General features: G+C 60.7%; 18 protein-coding genes. 16 read left to right on the top strand and 2 right to left on the bottom strand.

Features of this window, described 5'->3' with window-relative positions; translation table 11 throughout:
• Nucleotides 1–137: 137 nt before the first annotated feature.
• The gene (gene mscL, locus G5195_RS06235) at nt 138–548 is read left to right on the top strand and encodes a large-conductance mechanosensitive channel protein MscL (RefSeq protein WP_042054731.1); all 411 of its coding nucleotides are present in this window, start codon (nt 138–140) and stop codon (nt 546–548) included.
• A 72-nt stretch (nt 549–620) separates the two neighbouring features.
• Here mscL and xerD read toward each other — a convergent pair whose 3' ends face one another.
• Nucleotides 621–1,520 (bottom strand): site-specific tyrosine recombinase XerD, encoded by a 900-nt coding sequence (gene xerD, locus G5195_RS06230; RefSeq protein ID WP_421221885.1) that lies wholly within the window; start codon nt 1,518–1,520, stop codon nt 621–623.
• A 249-nt stretch (nt 1,521–1,769) separates the two neighbouring features.
• Between xerD and fldB the strand changes: the two genes are divergently transcribed.
• The 3 genes from fldB (at nt 1,770) to G5195_RS06215 (ending at nt 5,230) form a co-directional block, all read left to right on the top strand.
• Nucleotides 1,770–2,288 carry a flavodoxin FldB gene (fldB, locus tag G5195_RS06225; protein ID WP_005335151.1) on the top strand — a complete coding sequence of 173 codons (519 nt, stop codon included), beginning with the start codon at nt 1,770–1,772 and terminating at the stop codon, nt 2,286–2,288.
• Between the two features lie 201 nt (nt 2,289–2,489).
• Nucleotides 2,490–3,890: a TldD/PmbA family protein gene (locus G5195_RS06220; RefSeq protein WP_421221883.1), complete on the top strand. Its 1,401-nt coding sequence runs from the start codon at nt 2,490–2,492 to the stop codon at nt 3,888–3,890.
• The gene (locus G5195_RS06215; RefSeq protein ID WP_421221881.1) at nt 3,890–5,230 is read left to right on the top strand and encodes a TldD/PmbA family protein; all 1,341 of its coding nucleotides are present in this window, start codon (nt 3,890–3,892) and stop codon (nt 5,228–5,230) included. The genes G5195_RS06220 and G5195_RS06215 overlap by 1 nt, the downstream gene beginning before the upstream one ends.
• An 84-nt stretch (nt 5,231–5,314) precedes the next feature.
• Here the strand turns inward: G5195_RS06215 and G5195_RS06210 are convergent, their stop codons facing one another.
• Nucleotides 5,315–5,809, bottom strand: a complete 495-nt coding sequence (locus tag G5195_RS06210; RefSeq protein ID WP_106842836.1) for a zinc ribbon-containing protein — start codon at nt 5,807–5,809, stop codon at nt 5,315–5,317.
• A 145-nt stretch (nt 5,810–5,954) separates the two neighbouring features.
• On the opposite strand from G5195_RS06210, the gene leuS reads away from it, so the two are divergent.
• The 12 genes from leuS (at nt 5,955) to ybeD (ending at nt 18,757) form a co-directional block, all read left to right on the top strand.
• Entirely contained in the window at nt 5,955–8,531 is a 2,577-nt protein-coding gene (gene leuS / locus G5195_RS06205; RefSeq protein WP_376897164.1) for a leucine--tRNA ligase, read from the top strand.
• 205 nt (nt 8,532–8,736) lie between these two features.
• On the top strand, nt 8,737–9,219 hold the full coding sequence (lptE, locus tag G5195_RS06200) for an LPS assembly lipoprotein LptE (protein WP_421235955.1): 483 nt from the start codon (nt 8,737–8,739) through the stop codon (nt 9,217–9,219).
• On the top strand, nt 9,219–10,256 hold the full coding sequence (holA, locus tag G5195_RS06195) for a DNA polymerase III subunit delta (RefSeq protein ID WP_216953019.1): 1,038 nt from the start codon (nt 9,219–9,221) through the stop codon (nt 10,254–10,256). Before lptE ends, holA begins: the two co-directional genes overlap by 1 nt.
• Complete coding sequence (nadD, locus tag G5195_RS06190; RefSeq protein ID WP_216953018.1) at nt 10,250–10,900, top strand: nicotinate-nucleotide adenylyltransferase; 651 nt, start codon at nt 10,250–10,252, stop codon at nt 10,898–10,900. The genes holA and nadD overlap by 7 nt, the downstream gene beginning before the upstream one ends.
• Nucleotides 10,901–11,003: 103 nt before the next feature.
• A complete protein-coding gene (rsfS, locus tag G5195_RS06185; RefSeq protein ID WP_005335165.1) occupies nt 11,004–11,345 on the top strand; it encodes a ribosome silencing factor in 342 nt (113 codons plus the stop codon).
• A 19-nt stretch (nt 11,346–11,364) separates the two neighbouring features.
• Nucleotides 11,365–11,832 (top strand): 23S rRNA (pseudouridine(1915)-N(3))-methyltransferase RlmH, encoded by a 468-nt coding sequence (rlmH, locus tag G5195_RS06180; protein WP_005335166.1) that lies wholly within the window; start codon nt 11,365–11,367, stop codon nt 11,830–11,832.
• 49 nt (nt 11,833–11,881) lie between these two features.
• The gene (gene mrdA, locus G5195_RS06175; RefSeq protein WP_421235954.1) at nt 11,882–13,804 is read left to right on the top strand and encodes a penicillin-binding protein 2; all 1,923 of its coding nucleotides are present in this window, start codon (nt 11,882–11,884) and stop codon (nt 13,802–13,804) included.
• A complete protein-coding gene (gene rodA, locus G5195_RS06170; protein ID WP_227342064.1) occupies nt 13,797–14,900 on the top strand; it encodes a rod shape-determining protein RodA in 1,104 nt (367 codons plus the stop codon). The genes mrdA and rodA overlap by 8 nt, the downstream gene beginning before the upstream one ends.
• Nucleotides 14,900–15,898 carry a lytic murein transglycosylase B gene (mltB, locus tag G5195_RS06165; RefSeq protein WP_227342063.1) on the top strand — a complete coding sequence of 333 codons (999 nt, stop codon included), beginning with the start codon at nt 14,900–14,902 and terminating at the stop codon, nt 15,896–15,898. The genes rodA and mltB overlap by 1 nt, the downstream gene beginning before the upstream one ends.
• Nucleotides 15,840–16,820 (top strand): septal ring lytic transglycosylase RlpA family protein, encoded by a 981-nt coding sequence (locus G5195_RS06160; RefSeq protein ID WP_421221875.1) that lies wholly within the window; start codon nt 15,840–15,842, stop codon nt 16,818–16,820. Before mltB ends, G5195_RS06160 begins: the two co-directional genes overlap by 59 nt.
• Nucleotides 16,821–17,004: 184 nt before the next feature.
• Nucleotides 17,005–18,201, top strand: coding sequence for a D-alanyl-D-alanine carboxypeptidase family protein (locus tag G5195_RS06155; protein ID WP_216953014.1), 1,197 nt, complete (start codon nt 17,005–17,007; stop codon nt 18,199–18,201).
• A 292-nt stretch (nt 18,202–18,493) separates the two neighbouring features.
• Nucleotides 18,494–18,757 (top strand): DUF493 family protein YbeD, encoded by a 264-nt coding sequence (ybeD, locus tag G5195_RS06150; protein WP_005348100.1) that lies wholly within the window; start codon nt 18,494–18,496, stop codon nt 18,755–18,757.
• The last annotated feature ends 14 nt before the right edge of the window (nt 18,758–18,771 follow it).

Genomic DNA, 18,771 nt, shown 5'->3' with positions numbered 1-18,771 from the left:
TTGCCAAGGACTCATAACGCCCGCAAGCTAGTCAGGACGACAGGAATAACGCAGCTTAGCCTCTGTTTTTCCTGACAAGAGTTCGCCCTTTGGCCAGGGTAGTCAACGCGCTATCTTGTTTAATTTCGGAGGAAATAATGAGTCTGATTCAAGAGTTCAAAGCCTTTGCCGCCCGCGGCAACGTCATCGACATGGCCGTCGGTATCATCATCGGTGCCGCCTTCGGCAAAATTGTCTCCTCTTTTGTCGGTGACGTGATCATGCCGCCCATCGGCCTGATCCTGGGCGGCGTGGACTTCAGCGACCTGGCGGTCACCCTGAAGGCTGCAGAAGGGACAACACCCGCCGTGGTCATCGCCTATGGCAAGTTCATCCAGACCATCATCGACTTTCTGATCATATCTTTCGCCATCTTCATGGGACTGAAGGCCATCAACACCCTCAAGAAAAAGCAGGAAGAGGAAGCCGCCGCCCCGGCAGGCCCGACCAAGGATCAGGAGCTGCTGACCGAGATCCGTGATCTGCTGAAATCCCAGCAAGGGAAATAAGCGCCATCTCCTGTCGTGTAGAGATAAAAAAACCGCCTGCTGGCGGTTTTTTGTTTTTGGGAGGTCAGCCACTCAGGCTCTGGGGTGGTGCTCCCCGTGCAGCACCTTGAGTCGCTCGTTGGCCACATGGGTGTAGATTTGGGTGGTAGAGAGATCCGCATGGCCCAGCAGCATCTGTACCACTCGCAGGTCGGCGCCGTGGTTGAGCAGATGGGTGGCAAAGGCGTGGCGCAAGGTGTGAGGGGAGAGCTCGCCGTTAATCCCGGCCCGCTGCGCGTAAAGCTTGATGCGGTGCCAGAAGGTCTGGCGGGTCATCATACGGGCCTGCTTGGAGGGAAACACCACATCCGAGCTGGTGCCCCCCAGCAGCAGGGTGCGGGCCTCCCGGTAGTAACGCTCCAGCCAGTGCATCGCCTCCTCGCCCATCGGCACCAACCGCTCCTTGTTGCCCTTGCCCACTACGCGCACCAAGCCCTGACGCAAACTGACATGCTCGGCAGTGAGCCCCACCAGCTCGGAAACCCGCAAGCCGGTGGCGTAGAGCAGCTCCAGCATTGCCTTGTCCCGCAACTCCAGCGGGTCATCCACCAGCGGCGCACTCAAGAGTGCCTCCACCTCCGTTTCGCTTAAATCGGAGGGGAGTTTTTTCGGCAGCTTGGGCCCCTCCAGCAGCACGGTCGGATCGTCGCGGCGCAGCTTCTCGCGGTTGAGATACTGGTAAAAGCGGCGCAGGGCCGACAGGAAGCGGGCCGTACTGCTAGCCGCAAACTGATGATCGACCCGCCAGGCGAGGTAGTGCTGGATCTCGTCCATCCCCGCCAGCAGCAGCGAGCTCCCCTGCTCGTCGAGCCAGAGGGAGAACTTCTCCAGATCGCTGCGATAGGAGCTGACCGTGTTGTCAGACAATCCCCGCTCCAGCCAGAGGGCATCGAGGAAAGGTTCAATCAGGGGATGGGGGTCAGGCTTGCTCATGGTGCGCTGCAATCAGGGGAAAGATGTCCCATTGTAACGCGCCAACTCCTTGGAAAGACAAGGCACTTTCATTGGAAAGATAAGGCTTGTTTGCCACGCCCCTTGCCGGGCGGTGAAGGTCGAATGGCAATCTGCTAGACTGGCGCCCTCCCCTTACGTTACCCATCGTATTGCCAACATGGCGCAGCCCACACGAGCATGCGAGAACGCGCCAAAGCAAGCGAGAAAGCGCCAACAGAGAGAAGAGCGATGAAGATTGGTCTGTTTTACGGTTCCACCACCTGCTACACCGAGATGGCAGCCGAGAAGATCCGCGCCCTCATCGGCCCCGAGCTGGTGGATATTCACAATATCAAGGATGTCTCCCTGCGCCGGATGGAGGATTACGAGATCCTGATCCTCGGCATCTCCACTTGGGATTTCGGCGAACTGCAGGAGGACTGGGAGTCCCGCTGGGAAGATATCGCCGATCTCCATCTGGAGGGACGCATCGTGGCCCTGTTTGGCCTCGGCGATCAGCTCGGTTATGGCGAATGGTTCCAGGACGCCCTCGGCATGCTGCACGATCAGCTGGTGCCAAAAGGGGTCAAGCTGGTGGGCTACTGGCCCAACGAAGGGTACGAATTCGATGCCTCCAAGGCACTGATCGACGATGGCCGTCACTTCGTCGGGCTGGCGCTGGACGATGCCAATCAATATGACCAGACCGATCCGCGCATCGAGCAGTGGGTCGAACAGATCCTGAGCGAAATCCACGCCCTGCTCTGATCTTTTTCACTCATCTCAAGGCGGCCACTCCCTGTGGATGTGGCCGCCCAGGCGCAGTTATCGCACCGATTTTCTCAATCGGTATCATCGCATGACGCTATAGCGACTTTTTTGTGCTGGTCTGCAACAATGGACTCGACATCCCATAACAATCAGAGCCGGATGTCGGAAGCAAACGGACAGACCAGAAAAGGATATTCTATGACCCCATTCTCCCTGTTGGCACCCGCCATCGCCCGTGACGTGCTCGATCACGCGCTGGTGCTGGGTGCCGATTTTGCCGAGCTGTTTGTCGAGCGCAAGCGCCGCAGCCAGCTCAGCCTGCTCTCCAGCCAGATAGAGAACATCAGCGGTGGCCTCGATTTCGGCATCGGTGTGCGCCTCTGTTACGGCCACAAGGTGCTCTACGGCTACACCAACCAAGCCAGCCGCGACGAGCTGCTGCGCATCGTCACCCTGCTGGCGGCCAAAGACCGCCGCGACCCCGTGGTGACCGCCACCGCCTTCGATTTCACCCGCCTGAGCGATCGCAACCCGGTGGCCCTGCCCTTGTCGGCAGACAAGCTGCTGGAGCAGAAGATCGCCTATCTGCACGCCATGGATGCGGTGGCCCGTGCCGAGAGTAGTAAGGTGAGCCAGTTCTCCGGCAACGTGCTGGGCTGGGAGCAGGAGGTGGAGATCTTCAACAGCGAAGGCGTGCAAGTGGCCGATCGCCGCCACTACAACCGCATCATGGCCCAGACCATCGCCATGGAAGGGAGCGAGCAGAGCGTTGGTTACGAGGCCCCCGGCGCCCTGATGGGGTGGGAGCATGCCGATCGCATCGATCCGCGCGAGCTGGCCCTCACCGCCACCCGTCAGGCACTGGTGAAACTGGGGGCGGCTCCCTGCCCGAGCGGCACCCTGCCGGTCATCATGGAGAATGGCTTTGGCGGCGTCATCTTCCACGAGGCGTGCGGTCATCTGCTGGAGACCACCTCGGTGGCCAAAAAGGCCTCGGTATTCCACGACAAGATGGGCCAGCTCATCGCCAATCCGGTGGTCAATGCGGTGGATGAAGGCTTGCAGAGCAACGCCTGGGGCTCCATCAACGTCGATGACGAGGGGATGGCGACCCAGCACACCCAGCTCATCAAGGACGGCGTTCTGACCGGCTTTCTGGTGGACAGAATGGGCGCCCTCAAGACGGGCTACGCCCGCACCGGCTCCGGGCGGCGCGAATCCTACAAGTACGCCCCCACCTCGCGCATGCGCAACACCTATATCGAACCGGGCCACCACAGCCTCGACGATATGCTGGCCACGGTAGAGCACGGCATCTACGCCAAGAAGATGGGGGGCGGCTCGGTACAGCCCGGCACCGGCGAGTTCAACTTCAATGTGCAGGAGGCCTATCTCATCGAGCACGGCAAAATCACCGAGCCGCTCAAGTCGGCCACCCTGATCGGCACCGGCCCGCAGGTGCTGAAAGAGATCTCCATGGTGGGCCGCAATCTGGCGCTGGCCGCAGGCATGTGCGGCTCGGTCTCGGGCTCGGTCCCCACCTCGGTGGGCCAGCCAGCGCTGAAAGTGGACAATATTCTGGTGGGAGGGAACGCCTGATGAGCACCATCGACATGAATCAACTGCTCACCCGCCTGCTGGATAAAGTGGCCGACCTCAACGCCGAGGCAGACATCATCGCCAATCAGGAGAAGGCCTTCTCCCTCAAGGCAGACAAGGGCGAGCTGGGGGAATACAAGGTCACCAGCAGCCAGCAACTCGGTATTCGCCTGATCAAAGAGGGCCGGGTCGGCATCGCCTACTCGGAAGCGCTCGATGAGTCAGCGCTCGATGCCATGCTGCAAGATGCGCTCGATGCCAGCCGCTTTGCCAAGGTTGACCCGGATCAGCGCATCTCGGTGGCCAATAGCCGGATCACCACAGATTGCGCCGAGATCAACCAGCCCGATACCACGCCGGTTGAGGAGAAGATCGCTCTGGCCCTGCGCCTCGAATCTGACATGCTGGCCATGCCCGATGTGAGCGGCGCCCCCTACAACAGCTTCTTCGAAGGGGAGAGCCAGCTCTGGCTCGCCAACAGTCAGGGCACCCTCTGCCAGCACGGCGAGTTCAGCGTCGGCTGCTACACCTCGGCGCTGGTGGAACGGGATAGCCGCCAGTCGATGCACTCGCAGGGGCAGTATGGCCGTCGCTTCGACGAGCTGGATAGCCAGGCCCTGATCGAGCAGATCTACGCCATCGCCGATGGTCTGCTGCCCGGTGAAGCGGTGCCGAGCGGTCGCTACAGCGTCATCTTTAGCACCAACTGCTTCGCCAGCCTGTTTGGCTGCTTTCAGGGTGTGCTGTCGGGCAAGTGGGCCCAACAAGGGATCAACCCCTGGCGCAGCAAGGTCGGCCAGAGCGTAGCGTCACGCTGGCTTACTCTGGAAAGCCGGGTCTATATGCCGGGCGGCATGAACATCAAGGCGTTTGATGGCGAGGGGGCGGCCAGCTCGGATCTGCTGCTGATTGGCGAAGGGGAGCTGAAAACCCTGCTCCACAACAGCGCCACCGCCCGCCACTTTGGCGTCGCCAGCAACGGCTCGGCCGCTCGCGGTGCCCGCAGCGCCCTCGATGTGACCGCTCGCCATCTGGTGTTTGGAGCGGGCCCCCACTGCGAAGCGGAAGTGCAGAGCGGCGACTATCTGGAGCTGGTCAAGCTGGATGGCCTGCATTCGGGTGCCGATGCGGTGAGCGGCGACTTCTCCTTTGGCGCATCAGGATTCCTCTGCCGCGATGGCGTTCGCCTGCAGCCGGTGCGCGGCATCACGGTGGCGGGCAACTTCTACCGCCTGCTGGGCGAGCTGGAAGCGGTCGGCGATACCCTGCACCACAACGACGGCAAGGGCTTCTACGCCCCGCAGATCCGTTTTGGCGGCCTCTCCGTCGCCGGCAAGTAAACGCCCCGACGAAACCTGCAAGCAAGATAAAGGCGCCTGATGGCGCCTTTTTGCTCGTTATCTCGTCCGCCTTGATGGCATGACTCAGGGCGAGAGCGGCTCACGATGATACTCGGCGCAACCGCACTCGGGGCAGGTATCGAGCTGCTCGGGGTGCAGCACGGTATGGCGCCAGCCACACTGGTCGCACACCATGACCCCGAGCCCTACCCAGTCACCCGCTTCGTAAACACCCTTATGCTCCAGCTCGTCGGCCAGCTCGCGCCACTCCACCTGGGCGCGGTCGGTCACATCCGCCAGCCAGGACCACACGGTGTCTTTGAGGGCCAGCATAAAGGCAGACTCTTCCACCTGCGCACTATCGTCATGGCGCCCCTCGTCATAGTTGCCCAGATCTCGCTTCACGTACTCGGCGATGAGCGCCAGTTCGTCCTGGGTCAGGTCGCTGGCAGCCTCCAGATAGGCCTGCACCTTGGCAATCATCCGGTTGAGGCGCTCCCCCTGGAACTCTTCAGTCTCTTGCCACTGTTTTTGCAGCTCGGCAATGAAGGCTTCGTACCCTTTTTGACGTTTGTCCATGGCTCTAACTCCTCTACTAAACCCTGATCTGGCCCGGCTTAAGGCCCAAGGGACGCTGGCGGTTGTTGCCGCCGCAGGATATGGGTATTCTATTGCGATTTCCCAGCTGATTTATCTATTCATTTCACAGATCCGGATGTCACCAATGCAAGAGCAATACGTTCCCCAATCAATCGAACCAGCAGTGCAAAAGCACTGGGATGCCAAGAAAACCTTCAAGGCCGTGGAGAAGGTAGACAAGGAGAAGTTCTACTGCCTGTCCATGTTCCCCTATCCGTCTGGTCGACTACACATGGGGCACGTTCGTAACTACACCATAGGTGATGTGATCTCCCGTTATCAACGCCTCAATGGCAAGAACGTGCTGCAACCCATAGGTTGGGATGCATTCGGTCTGCCGGCCGAGAACGCCGCGATCAAAAACAATACCGCGCCGGCACCCTGGACCTACGAAAACATCGAGTACATGAAGAACCAGCTGAAGATGCTGGGTCTGGGTTATGACTGGGATCGTGAAGTCGCCACCTGCAAACCGGATTACTACCGCTGGGAACAGTGGTTCTTCACCAAGCTCTACGAAAAGGGTCTGGTCTACAAGAAGACCTCCTCCGTCAACTGGTGCCCGAACGACATGACCGTACTGGCCAACGAACAGGTGGTCGACAACTGCTGCTGGCGCTGTGATACCCCGGTGGAACAGAAAGAGATCCCCCAGTGGTTCATCAAGATCACCGACTACGCCGAAGAGCTGCTCAACGACATCGACAATCTGGAAGGCTGGCCGGAAATGGTCAAGACCATGCAGCGCAACTGGATTGGCCGCTCCGAAGGGGTCAACATCAGCTTCGCCATCGAGGGTCAGGCTGAGCAGCTGGAGGTCTACACCACCCGTCCGGACACCTTCATGGGCGTCACCTATGTCGGTATCGCCGCCGGTCACCCGCTGGCGCTGCAAGCAGCCCAGAACAATCCGGAGCTGGCCGCCTTTATCGAAGAGTGCAAGAACACCAAGGTAGCCGAAGCCGAGCTGGCCACCATGGAGAAGAAGGGCATGGCCACCGGCCTCTATGCCATTCACCCGCTGGATGGCCGCAAGGTACCGGTCTGGGTCGCCAACTTCGTGCTGATGAACTACGGCACCGGCGCCGTGATGGCAGTTCCGGCCCACGATCAGCGTGACTTCGAATTCGCCACCAAATATGGCCTCGACATCAAGGCTGTCATCAAACCGGTTGATGGCGACGTCGACGTGAGCGAAGCGGCTTATACCGAGAAGGGCGTGCTGTTCAACTCCGGCGAGTTTGACGGTCTCGACTTCCAGGGCGCCTTCGATGCCATCGCCAGCAAGCTGGAAGGGCTCGGCAAGGGCAAGCGCACCGTCAATTACCGCCTGCGTGACTGGGGTGTCTCCCGTCAGCGCTACTGGGGTGCCCCCATCCCGATGCTGACCCTGGCTGACGGCTCCGTGGTGCCGACGCCGGAAGACCAGCTGCCGGTGCTGCTGCCGGAAGATGTGGTGATGGACGGTATCCAGAGCCCGATCAAGGCCGACGCCGAGTGGGCCAAGACCACCTACAACGGTCAGGAAGCGTTCCGCGAGACCGATACCTTCGACACCTTTATGGAGTCCTCCTGGTACTACGCGCGCTACTGCTCCCCGGACTACGACAAGGGCATGCTGGATCCGGCGGCTGCCAACCACTGGCTGCCGGTGGATCAGTACATCGGCGGTATCGAACACGCCTGTATGCACCTGCTCTATGCCCGCTTCTTCCACAAGCTGCTGCGTGACGCGGGTCTGGTCAACAGCGACGAGCCGTTCAAGCGCCTGCTCTGCCAGGGCATGGTGCTGGCCGACGCCTTCTACTACAAAGACGAGAAAGGCGGCAACGTCTGGGTCAGCCCGACCGACGTCAAGGTAGAGCGTGACGAGAAGGGTCGCATCACCAAGGCCATCGACAACGAAGGTCGTGAGGTAATGCACTCCGGCATGACCAAGATGTCCAAGTCCAAGAACAACGGCATCGACCCGCAGCTGATGGTCGAGCGTTACGGCGCCGATACCGTCCGTCTGTTCATGATGTTCGCCTCTCCGGCCGAGATGACCCTGGAGTGGTCCGACTCCGGCGTAGAGGGCGCCCAGCGCTTCCTGCGTCGCCTGTGGCGCGTCACCTTCGAACACGTTTCCGGTGGCGCCGTTGCCGCACTGGATGTAGCTGCTCTCACCAACGAGCAGAAAGCGGTACGCCGTGAACTGCACAAGACCATCGCCAAGGTAAGCGATGACGTGGGTCGCCGTCAGACCTTCAACACCGCCATCGCCGCTATCATGGAGCTGATGAACAATCTGGCCAAGCTCGGCAACGACGAGCAGGACCGCGCCCTGATGCAGGAAGCGCTGGAAGCCGTGGTAGTCATGCTCTACCCCATCACCCCTCACATCGGCTTCGAGCTGTGGAAGATGCTGGGCAAGGGCGACGACATCGATCACGCAGCCTGGCCGGTGGCCGATGAAGCGGCCATGGTCGAGACCGAGAAGCTGGTGGTGGTGCAGATCAACGGCAAGATGCGCGGCAAACTGACCGTGCCGGCCGAGATCAGCCAGGCCGATGTCGAGAAGCTGGCGATGGCCGATGCCTCCGTGCAGAAGTTCACCGACGGGCTGACCGTGCGCAAGGTGATCTATGTACCTGGCAAGCTGCTCAATATTGTCGCTAACTGATCGGTTGCCAACTGATGTCATACCATTTGGCGACCTTGGCTGACTGTGTGGCCACTCATGGGTAACGACTTACCGGCCCATGACAGCTCAACATTGTCGCTAACTAATTGGCTGCCAACTGATCATTGCCAATCTGTAACAGCAAACGGATGATAACGGCGGGCCCTGCGCCCGCCGCTTTCCCTTAATGCAAAGAGGATTTTCTATGGGCACCATCTTCACCCGCTGGATGGCCATCGTGCTGGCTGGTCTGCTGCTGCAAGGCTGCGGCTTTCACATGCGCGGCAACGGCATCCCGGCCGAGCTGATGACCATGAAGGTCGTGGGCGACAACAAGAGCGACTTCTACCGGATGGTTACCACCCGTCTGAAGGCCTCTGGCGTGACCCTGGCCGACAAGGAGGGCATTCCGGTGCTCACTCTGGGCGGCGTAGGCAGCACCAGTCAGGTCGCCTCGGTCAACGCGCTGGGGACGGACACCGAATATGTGCTGGGCTTTGGTACCCAGTTCACCATCTCGGTACCGGGCAAGCCGACTCAGGTCTTCCCGATCAACTTCAACCGCAGCTTCCTCAACAAGCCGGATGCAGCGCTCGCCTCCTCCCGTGAGCAGGAGCAGCTCAACCGCGAAATGCAGGAGCAGGCGGCCAATCAGGTGATCCGGCAGTTGAGTCAGGTCAGCTTCTGATGCGGATCTACCCGGAACAATTTGGTGACCACCTCAAAGCAGGGCTTCGGCCCTGCTATCTCGTTTTTGGCGACGAGCCCTTGCTGCGACTGGAGGCCATCGATGCCATTCGTCAGATCGCCCGCAAGCAGGGTTTCGATGAGCGCCACACCTTCGTGGTGGAGCAGGGGCTGGACTGGAATCAGGTCTACGATGCCTGTCAGGCGATGAGCCTCTTCTCCGCCCGCCAGATCATCGAGCTGGAGCTGCCCGCCAAGGTGGACAAGGATCTCGCTGCCCGCATCAGCGAAATTGGCAAGCAGCTTCATCCCGACCTGCTGCTGGTGCTGAGTGGCGGTCGCCTCAACCAGACCCAGATGAAGGCAGCCTGGTTCGACAAGCTCTATCAGATTGGCACCTATGTGCCGGTCAACCATCCGGAGCCCAAGTTCTTCCCGCGCTGGATGAGCGCCCGTTTTGCGCGTTTCGGCCTCAAGGCGCTGCCGGATGCCATCAACTTCATGTGCCACTCCTACGAGGGCAACCTGCTGGCCGCCAGTCAGGAGATCGAGAAGCTGACCCTGCTCTCGCCGCCCCAGCCCATCAGCGTCACCTATCTGCAAGAGACCATTATCCGCCACGCCCACTTCACCCCGTTCCAGCTGGTCGATACCCTGCTGGAGGGCAAGGTGAACCGGGCCCAGCGCATTCTGGCCGCCCTGCGGGCCGAAGGCACCGAGCCGGGGATGCTGGCCTGGACCCTCTGCCGCGAGCTGGAGCAGCTGACCGAACTGTCGCTGGCGATGCGCAACGGCCAGCCGCTGGGTGAGCACTTCAGCCGCCTGCGCATCTGGCAGAGCCGCCAGCAGCTCATTCAACAGGCGCTGACTCGTCTCCCCTTCGCCAAGTTGCAACAACTATGGCAGCTGATGGCGCAACTGGATGGCGCCCAGCGCCGCTTTGATACCGAACAGGCGTGGCTGATGCTGCAGACCATTGCCCTCGGCTTTCGTGATGGCACCCCGCTGCCGCTGGTGATGGAGAGCAGCCCGTGCTGAAGGCGCCTGTCGGTTTGCTTGGCGGCACCTTCGACCCCATCCATATCGGTCATCTTCGCCCGGCCATCGAGGCGCGCGATGCTCTCGGGCTGGCCGAAATGCGGCTGATCCCGAACCATATCCCGCCCCACCGCGCCAATCCGTTCTGCTCCAGCGAACAGCGTCTCGCCATGGTCAAACTGGCGGCGGCAGAGAACCACCACTTTGTGGTGGATGAGCGGGAGCTGAGACGGGACAAGCCCTCTTACACCATCGATACCCTGATCGAGCTGCGTCATGAACTGCCCGATACGCCGCTCTGTTTTCTGATGGGGATGGATTCCCTGCTGAGCCTGCCAAGCTGGCACCGCTGGCAGGAGCTGCTCGACTATGCCCATCTGGTGGTGAGCGTGCGGCCGGGCTGGCAACCGGATTATCCGGCCGGGGTGGCACAGCTGCTGGCGCGCCATCACACCGCGGATGCCAACGCGCTGCATCAGCGTCTGGCCGGTCATATCTGGCTGGCGGACAACCAGCCCATCGAACTGTCAGCCACCCGACTGCGAGCCTTGCTGGATGCGGGACAAGACACCCGCTACCTCTTGCCCGAGTCGGTTGCGCACTATATTGATCAACAGGGGCTCTACCGCGCCAACCGCCGCTAGCCCCTGTCGTTATCCCGCCCCACCCGATGGGAAACGGGAGTGACCATGATATAATCCGCCGCCCTGACGCAAACGCTGCGCGCCGGAATACAGGAGAGACTCATTGCAAGGCCAAGAATTGCATGCCTTTATCATCGACAAGATCGATGACATGAAAGGCCGCGACATCATCACCCTCGATGTACGCGGCAAATCCAGCATTACTGACACCATGATCATCTGTTCCGGCAACTCCAGTCGTCACGTCAGCGCCATTGCCCACCATCTGGCCAGCGAGGCCCGCCACGCGGGTCTGGATCTGCTGAGCGTGGAAGGGCAACTGAGCGGTGAATGGGTGCTGGTAGATATGGGCTCGGTGATCGTGCATGTGATGCAGGATGAACACCGTGACTTCTACCAACTGGAAAAGCTGTGGAGCGGTGCCGCTCAAATGAATACGCAATAAGAGCACAAGTGTAACGACCATGAAGATCCAGTTGATTGCGGTGGGCACCAAGATGCCCGCCTGGGTAGAGCATGGCTTCGAAGAGTATCGTCGCCGCTTCCCCAAAGACATGCCGTTTGAACTCGTCGAGATTGGCGCAGGCAAACGGGGCAAAAATGCCGACATTCCCCGCATCCTGCAGAAGGAAGGGGAAGCCATGCTGGCGGCTGCGGGGCGCTCGCGCATCGTTACCCTCGACATTCCGGGCAAGCCCTGGACCACGGAGCAGCTGGCCACCCAGCTGGAGGCGTGGAAACTCGATGGCCGCGATGTGGCCCTGCTGGTCGGCGGACCGGAAGGCTTGTCCCCCGAGTGCAAGGCTGCTGCCGAACAGAGCTGGTCCCTGTCACCGCTCACCCTGCCCCATCCGCTGGTACGGGTACTGGTGGCCGAGAGCCTCTACCGTGCCTGGAGCATAACGACCAATCACCCCTATCACAGAGAGTGAACAATGCAGTTCCTGCTCTTATTGCCCCCAAGGGTCTTGAGGTAAAGGCATGCTGAAACAACGCATCGAGATGCGCGATCACAGTGCCGAGGGCAATCTGTTCTTCCGGCGCACCCTGGTAGCCTACATCGGCATCGTCGTGCTGATGCTGGTGCTGCTGGGCAATCTCTATTATCTGCAGGTCGAGTCCTACGACACCTACCAGACGCGTTCCAACTCCAACCGCATCCGGGTAGTGCCGGTGGCGCCACCCCGGGGTCTCATCTACGACACCAACGGCGTGCTGCTGGCGGAGAACCGCCCTGTCTACAGTCTGGAAATCGTCCCGGAAGAGACTAGGGATCTTGAAAAAACCGCTGACCAGCTGATCGCCCTGCTGGGGCTGCCGGAGGGCACCAAAGAGAAGTTTCTGACCGAGGTGAAACGCCAACGTCGCTTCAAGCCGGTCCCTCTCTACGAAAAGCTGACCGAATATCAGGTGGCACTCTTCTCGGTCAACCAGCACAACTATCCGGGAGCCAGTATCGAGGCTTACCTCAAGCGCTACTACCCGTTTGGCGACACCCTGACCCATGCGCTGGGTTATGTGGCCAAGATCAACACCCGCGACGTGGAGCGTCTCGAAAAAGAGGACAAACTCGCCAACTATGCCGCCACCAAGGATATCGGCAAGCAGGGGGTGGAGAAGTATTACGAGGATGAGCTGCACGGGGTGGCGGGTTATCAGGAGGTCGAGGTCAACAACCGCGGCCGGATTGTCCGCACCCTCAAGTTCCAGCCTCCGGTTCCGGGCAAGGATATCTACCTCAATATCGACGTCCGGATGCAGCTCAAGGCCCAGCAACTGCTGGCTGGCCAGCGCGGTGCCATCGTGATGATGGACCCGAAAACCGGCGCCATCCTGGCCCTGGAGTCGAGCCCCAGCTACGACCCCAACCTGTTCGTGACCGGTATCTCCAGCGCCAACTACTCGGCGCTGCTCAACGATCCGGCGCGGCCACTGGTGAATCGCACCACTCAGGGCATCTATGCCCCTGCCTCCACCGTCAAGCCCATGATGTCCATCATGGGTCTCAACGAGGGGGCCATCACCCCGGGCTACCGCTATTTCGGCGGCCCGAGCTTCTCCATTCCCGGTACCACCAAGAAGTTTCGCGACTGGCGCCGCTGGGGTCATGGCTGGCTCGATGTCTATCGCGCCATCGAGGTCTCGGCAGATACCTACTTCTACGATCTCGCCTATCGGGTCGGCATCGACAAGATCCACAGCTATATGACCAAGTTTGGCTTCGGTCAGTACACCGGGGTCGATCTCTATGAAGAGACCAAGGGTGTCATGCCGTCCCGTGACTGGAAGATGGCCCGCTGGCGCCAGCCCTGGTATCAGGGTGACACCATCTCTGTCGGTATCGGTCAGGGCTACTGGAGCGCGACACCGCTCCAGCTGGCCAAGGCGATCAGTATCCTGACCCAGAATGGTCACGACGTCACCCCGCACCTGCTCAAGAGCACCGCTTCGCAGGCGGGGGTGGTCGATGCCCCTATCAACCCCAATATCGCCCTCAAGCTCAAGAACGACAGCTTCTGGAAAGTGGCGCAGGATGGGATGTGGCGAGTCAACCATGGCAGTGAAGGCAGTGGCCGTCACTCGTTTGCCAAGGCGCCTTACTCCTCAGGCGGTAAATCGGGCACAGCCCAGGTAGTCGGTTTGAAGGAAAATCAGGTTTACAACATCAAGACTGTCAAGGCGGAGCATCGCGATAACGCTTTGTTCGTTGCTTATGCCCCCTTCGAGGCACCCAAAGCGGTGGTAGCTCTGGTACTGGAAAACTCCATTGGTGGTGGCGGTGGCCGGGCTGCATCGCCCATTGCACGCCAGATGCTGGATGCCTATCTGCTGCCCCCTGATCCGCAACTGCCACCGGCACCGGAAAAGCCGTCCCAACCGAGTGAGGTCGCTCCCAATGAGTAATTCTGCCCGCCAGCAGAGCATCTGGTACAAGCTGCATATCGACTTGCCCCTGCTGCTCGGTCTGCTGGCCGTGATGACCCTCTCCATGGTGGTGCTCTACTCCGCCTCCGGTCAGGATATGGACTCCATCGTGCGCCAGCTGGTGCGCGGCGGCCTCGCCTTTGCCCTGATGATCGGCCTGGCCCAGCTGCCCCCCTCCCTCTACGCCCGCTGGTCGGTGCCGCTGTTCGCCGTGGTGGTGCTGATGCTGATTGCTGTGGACGTGTTCGGCCACATCGGCAAGGGGGCCCAGCGCTGGCTCGATCTGGGCTTTATGAAGTTCCAGCCCTCCGAGGTGATGAAGCTCTCCATGCCCATCATGGTGGCGGCCTGGCTCAGCCGCCACTCGCTGCCCCCCAAGTTCAGCCATGTGGTGATCGCTCTCATCATGGTGCTGCTGCCCACCCTGCTGATCGCCGCCCAGCCGGACCTTGGCACCTCCATTCTGGTGGCCGCCTCCGGCTTCTTCGTGATCTTTCTGGCGGGGCTCAGCTGGTGGCTGATCGGTCTGGCGGTACTGCTGCTGCTTGCCTTTATGCCGGTGCTCTGGTTCTTCCTGATGCACGACTACCAGCGTCAGCGGGTGCTGATGCTGCTCGACCCAGAGAAGGATCCGCTCGGCCGCGGCTATCACATCATCCAGTCCAAGATTGCCATCGGCTCCGGTGGCGTCTTCGGCAAGGGGTGGCTGCAAGGGACCCAGTCCCAGCTGGAGTTCTTGCCCGAGCGCCACACCGACTTCATCTTCGCGGTATTTAGCGAGGAGTTCGGTCTGGTGGGGGTTGCCCTGCTGCTGGTGCTCTATCTCTATGTCATCAGCCGCTGTCTGTTTATCTCGATGCAGGCCCAGAACAGCTTCGAGCGACTGCTGGGCGGCGCCATCACCCTCACCTTCTTCGTCTATGTGTTCGTCAACATGGGCATGGTGAGCGGCATCCTGCCGGTGGTAGGGGTGCCCCTGCCGCTGGTGAGCTATGGCGGCACCTCCATGGTGACCCTGATGGCCGGCTTTGGCATACTGATGTCCATCCAGACTCATAGAAGGCTGCTGGCCTGATGAGACGGGTTGGATTGCTGCTCTCGCTAGCCACCATCATGGCGACCGCCGCCGTGGCGCCGGATCGGTTGGCCCTGCTCGCCGACCAGCAGCAGGTGCCGCTGGCGGAGCTGCAAGCTGCCGTCGCCCGCGCCCAGTTACGGCAGGAGGTGCTCGACACCATCAGCAAGCCGTGGGAGGCCAAACCCTGGCATCGCTACCGGCCGCTGTTTGTTACCCCAGATCGCATCCGTGACGGCCAGCAGTTCTGGCAGCAACATGCCGAGACACTGACCCGCGCGGAGCAGACCTATCGGGTGCCCGCCTCGCTCATCGTGGCCATCATAGGGGTCGAGACCTTCTACGGTCGCCAGATGGGCCGTCATCCGGTGCTCGATAGCCTCTACACCCTGGGGTTCCACTACCCGGAGCGCAGCGACTTCTTTGCCAAGGAGTTTGCCCAGCTGGTGGTGCTGGCCAAAGAGGAAGGGTGGCAACTCGATGCCCTCAAGGGCTCCTATGCCGGCGCCATGGGGATGGGGCAGTTCATGCCCTCCAGCTACCGCCACTACGCCGTCGACTTTGACGGGGATGGCAAGCGGGATCTGTTTGCCAACCCGGTCGATGCCATCGGCAGCGTGGCCAACTATTTTGCCAGCCACCAGTGGCGCTGGGGCGAATCCGTGGTGGAACCGGCCCAGATCGGGTTGATGGCAGTCGAACCTCTACTCAGGCCTGAGCCCGAGTTAACACAACAGTGGTCAGAACTGGCGGCGGCAGGGATTGAGCTCGCCACGCCGCTGGCCCCACAGACGCCGGTCAAGTTGCTGGCGTTTGCCCAAGCCGATGGACCGGAATACTGGGTCGCACGGCATAACTTTTATGTGATCACCCGTTACAATCGCAGCCCACTCTATGCGATGGCGGTGTATCAACTTAGCCAAGCCATTCAGGAAGCGTATGCATCTTCGTCACAAACTCCTCCCGCTCAGCCTGAGCTTGTTGCTGGCCGCCTGTAGCAGCCAGCCGGAACAGAGCGCCCCCGTAGAGCCGCAAGCACCGGTCAGCAAGCCACCCGTTATCGAGATCCCGCAAGCCACCGGCGCCATTCCGCGCCCCGAGCCCCTGAGTGCCAGCGGCAACCGGGACTACTGGATCGGCAAGCAGAAGCACGAGGTGTGGCGCGACATCAAACACTACAGCGAAGAGGGCACCGCCAGCTGGCTGTCGCCGGATCTGGACGGCCAGAAGACCGCCAACGGCGATGTGCTGGACAGCAAGCTGTTCAGCGCCGCCCATCGCAACCTGCCCATCCCGAGCTATGTGAGGGTCACCAATCTGGACAACGGGCTGGAGACCATAGTGCGGGTCAACGATCGCGGTCCATTCAACAGCCCGCGCCTGATCGACCTCTCCTACGCAGCGGCCAAGCAGCTGGAGATGGTCGACAGCGGTGAGGCCCGAGTACGGCTGGAGCTGATTAGCGACACCCCGGATCAGATGGTGATCATGGAGCCGATGAAGCCCATCGAAATGACTCCGACCACTCCGGCTGCGGCCTCCAACACGCTGTCGCAAGATGGCTTCCTGGGTGAACCAACCGCACTGGCGATGGCCACTCCCGCTGCCGAACCCGCTCCCGTCAAGGCGCCCGCGACCACGCCCGCCAAAGCGGCACCTGTCAAGCCAGCTCCCGCCAAGACCGCAGCTCCTGCCAGCAGTGGTGATGGCAAGATGATCCAGGTACTGGCCAGCGGCTCCCGGGATCGGGCCGAGGCGATGGGCAAGGTGATGACCCAGCGTTACGGCGTGCCCTACCGGATCGATGCTCATGGCGCCATTTTCCGGGTGCTGATTGGCCCGGTGGAGGCGGATAAACAAGCCGCACTGCTGGAAAAAGTACGGCAAGGGGGACTGGAACAGGCCTTTATCGTGCCCTGATCCCTCCTCTGACAGCGGCGGTGACCAATCTCCCGGCCCCGCCATCACGTCGCTTTATGGCGTGATGGCAGGGATTGATGGATAAAAAACCAGTCATGATCGCCATGTCGGACTATAACCTGCGGGCGCATCTGGTATAGTTAGGCCCGCATTTTATCCCCATCTGGCTCGCAGGAATTTCAAGATGTCCAAATTTGCCCGTTCAGTTCTTCTGGCCTCACTGATCAGCGTAACCGCTCAGGCCAATACGCCGGTGCCGACACCCACGCCGAACGCCAACCCAGTGGTGGTTCCCGCCGCGCCGGAGATCTCCGCCAAGGCCCATATCCTGATCGACTACTACTCCGGTCAGGTGCTGGCCGAGCAGAACGCCGACGAGCGTCTGCCCCCTGCTAGCCTGACCAAGATGATGACCTCCTACATCGTTGGCGACGAGCTGCACAAGGGGAACATCAAGGGCACCGACATGGTGACCATCAGCCAGAACGCCTGGTCCAAGAACTACTCAGACTCCTCCAAGATGTTTATCGAGGTGGGCAAGCAGGTCTCTGTCGATGACCTGAACAAGGGCATCATCATCCAGTCCGGCAACGATGCCTGCGTCGCCATGGCCGAACATCTGGCCGGCAGTACCGACTCCTTCGCCAGCCTGATGAATGCCTGGGCCGCCAAGCTCGGCATGAAGGACACCCAGTTCAAGAACCCCCACGGTCTGGATGAAGAGGGTCACTACAGTACAGCCCGTGATATGGCCCGCCTGGGTCAGGCACTGATCCATGATCAGCCGGAGGAGTACAAGATCTACTCCCAGAAATCCTTCGTCTTCAACGGTATCACCCAGCACAACCGCAACCGCCTGCTGTGGGATCAATCCCTGCAAGTGGATGGCATCAAGACCGGCCACGTCAGCCAGGTCGGCTATAACCTGGTCTCCTCTGCCACCAACAACGAAGGCATGCGCCTGATCGCCGTGGTACTGGGCGCCAGCAGCGAAGCCTCCCGCGCCGCCGAGAGCAAGAAACTGCTCACCTACGGCTTCCGCTTCTTCCAGAGCCTGACTCCGTACAAGGCAGGCACCGAGCTGGTCACCCAGAAGATCTGGATGGGCGACAAATCTGAAGTGAAACTGGGCGTCGACAAGGATGTCTCCGTGCTGGTCACCCGCGGTCAGGGCAACAACCTCAAGGCAGACTTCCAGCTCGACAGCGAGCTGAAAGCCCCGTTGGCCAAGGGTCAACGCGTTGGTACCGTGTTCCTGAAGCAGGGTGACAAAGAGATCAAGCAGGTACCGCTGGTCGCTCTGGAAGAGGTGCAGGAAGGTGGCTTAATGAGCCGTCTGTGGGACTACCTGGTACTGCTGGTCACCAGCTGGTTCAAGTAATCCGACGCACAATCCTCACCAAACAGCGGCGCCAACAGGCGCCGCTGCTGTCTGCGCCGGACAATGGCAGTGAATAACCCTGTAAACTGCAGGTTCCGCCTTACCCTGATTTGTGGTAAAAAGCAGCACTTCCATCCTTGTCTGACCGCTCCCGGCCTTGATCCCGGAGTGTGCGGCGCCCATATAGGGTTTAGCCGCCCCCATACAGACTTGAAATGGCGGCCTCCACGGGCCATCGGCCACTAGCCATCCAAGATGAAGTCATCATGCTGATGACGAAAAAGGTGAGTAAATGAATACCAAGTTTGATGAACTGCTGGAGTTTCCCTGCAAATTCCCGTTCAAGGTACTCGGCATCGCGGATCCTGCGTTGCCGGATATGGTGGTTGAAGTGCTGCAGCAGCATGCTCCGGGCACCTACAGCCCGACCGTCCAGCCCAGCTCCAAGGGCAACTATCACTCGGTTCGCGTGACCGTGACTGCCCAGAGCAAAGAGCACATCGAAGCGATGTACACTGCGCTTGGCAAGATCGAGCTGGTGAAATACGTACTGTAATTTCTCTCTCGCCC

Source organism: Aeromonas sp. 601039 (assembly GCF_049174415.1).
Classification (GTDB): Bacteria; Pseudomonadota; Gammaproteobacteria; order Enterobacterales; family Aeromonadaceae; genus Aeromonas; species Aeromonas veronii_A.
This window is presented reverse-complemented; position numbering and strand designations above follow the sequence as displayed.

What these genes read in the sequence shown, in the direction of transcription:
- mscL (WP_042054731.1), top strand. Translation starts at nt 138, where the DNA reads ATGAGTCTGATTCAAGAGTTCAAAGCCTTTGCCGCCCGCGGCAACGTC.
- xerD (WP_421221885.1), bottom strand. Translation starts at nt 1,520, where the DNA reads ATGAGCAAGCCTGACCCCCATCCCCTGATTGAACCTTTCCTCGATGCC.
- fldB (WP_005335151.1), top strand. Translation starts at nt 1,770, where the DNA reads ATGAAGATTGGTCTGTTTTACGGTTCCACCACCTGCTACACCGAGATG.
- G5195_RS06220 (WP_421221883.1), top strand. Translation starts at nt 2,490, where the DNA reads ATGACCCCATTCTCCCTGTTGGCACCCGCCATCGCCCGTGACGTGCTC.
- G5195_RS06215 (WP_421221881.1), top strand. Translation starts at nt 3,890, where the DNA reads ATGAGCACCATCGACATGAATCAACTGCTCACCCGCCTGCTGGATAAA.
- G5195_RS06210 (WP_106842836.1), bottom strand. Translation starts at nt 5,809, where the DNA reads ATGGACAAACGTCAAAAAGGGTACGAAGCCTTCATTGCCGAGCTGCAA.
- leuS (WP_376897164.1), top strand. Translation starts at nt 5,955, where the DNA reads ATGCAAGAGCAATACGTTCCCCAATCAATCGAACCAGCAGTGCAAAAG.
- lptE (WP_421235955.1), top strand. Translation starts at nt 8,737, where the DNA reads ATGGGCACCATCTTCACCCGCTGGATGGCCATCGTGCTGGCTGGTCTG.
- holA (WP_216953019.1), top strand. Translation starts at nt 9,219, where the DNA reads ATGCGGATCTACCCGGAACAATTTGGTGACCACCTCAAAGCAGGGCTT.
- rlmH (WP_005335166.1), top strand. Translation starts at nt 11,365, where the DNA reads ATGAAGATCCAGTTGATTGCGGTGGGCACCAAGATGCCCGCCTGGGTA.
- mrdA (WP_421235954.1), top strand. Translation starts at nt 11,882, where the DNA reads ATGCTGAAACAACGCATCGAGATGCGCGATCACAGTGCCGAGGGCAAT.
- rodA (WP_227342064.1), top strand. Translation starts at nt 13,797, where the DNA reads ATGAGTAATTCTGCCCGCCAGCAGAGCATCTGGTACAAGCTGCATATC.
- mltB (WP_227342063.1), top strand. Translation starts at nt 14,900, where the DNA reads ATGAGACGGGTTGGATTGCTGCTCTCGCTAGCCACCATCATGGCGACC.
- G5195_RS06160 (WP_421221875.1), top strand. Translation starts at nt 15,840, where the DNA reads ATGCATCTTCGTCACAAACTCCTCCCGCTCAGCCTGAGCTTGTTGCTG.
- G5195_RS06155 (WP_216953014.1), top strand. Translation starts at nt 17,005, where the DNA reads ATGTCCAAATTTGCCCGTTCAGTTCTTCTGGCCTCACTGATCAGCGTA.
- ybeD (WP_005348100.1), top strand. Translation starts at nt 18,494, where the DNA reads ATGAATACCAAGTTTGATGAACTGCTGGAGTTTCCCTGCAAATTCCCG.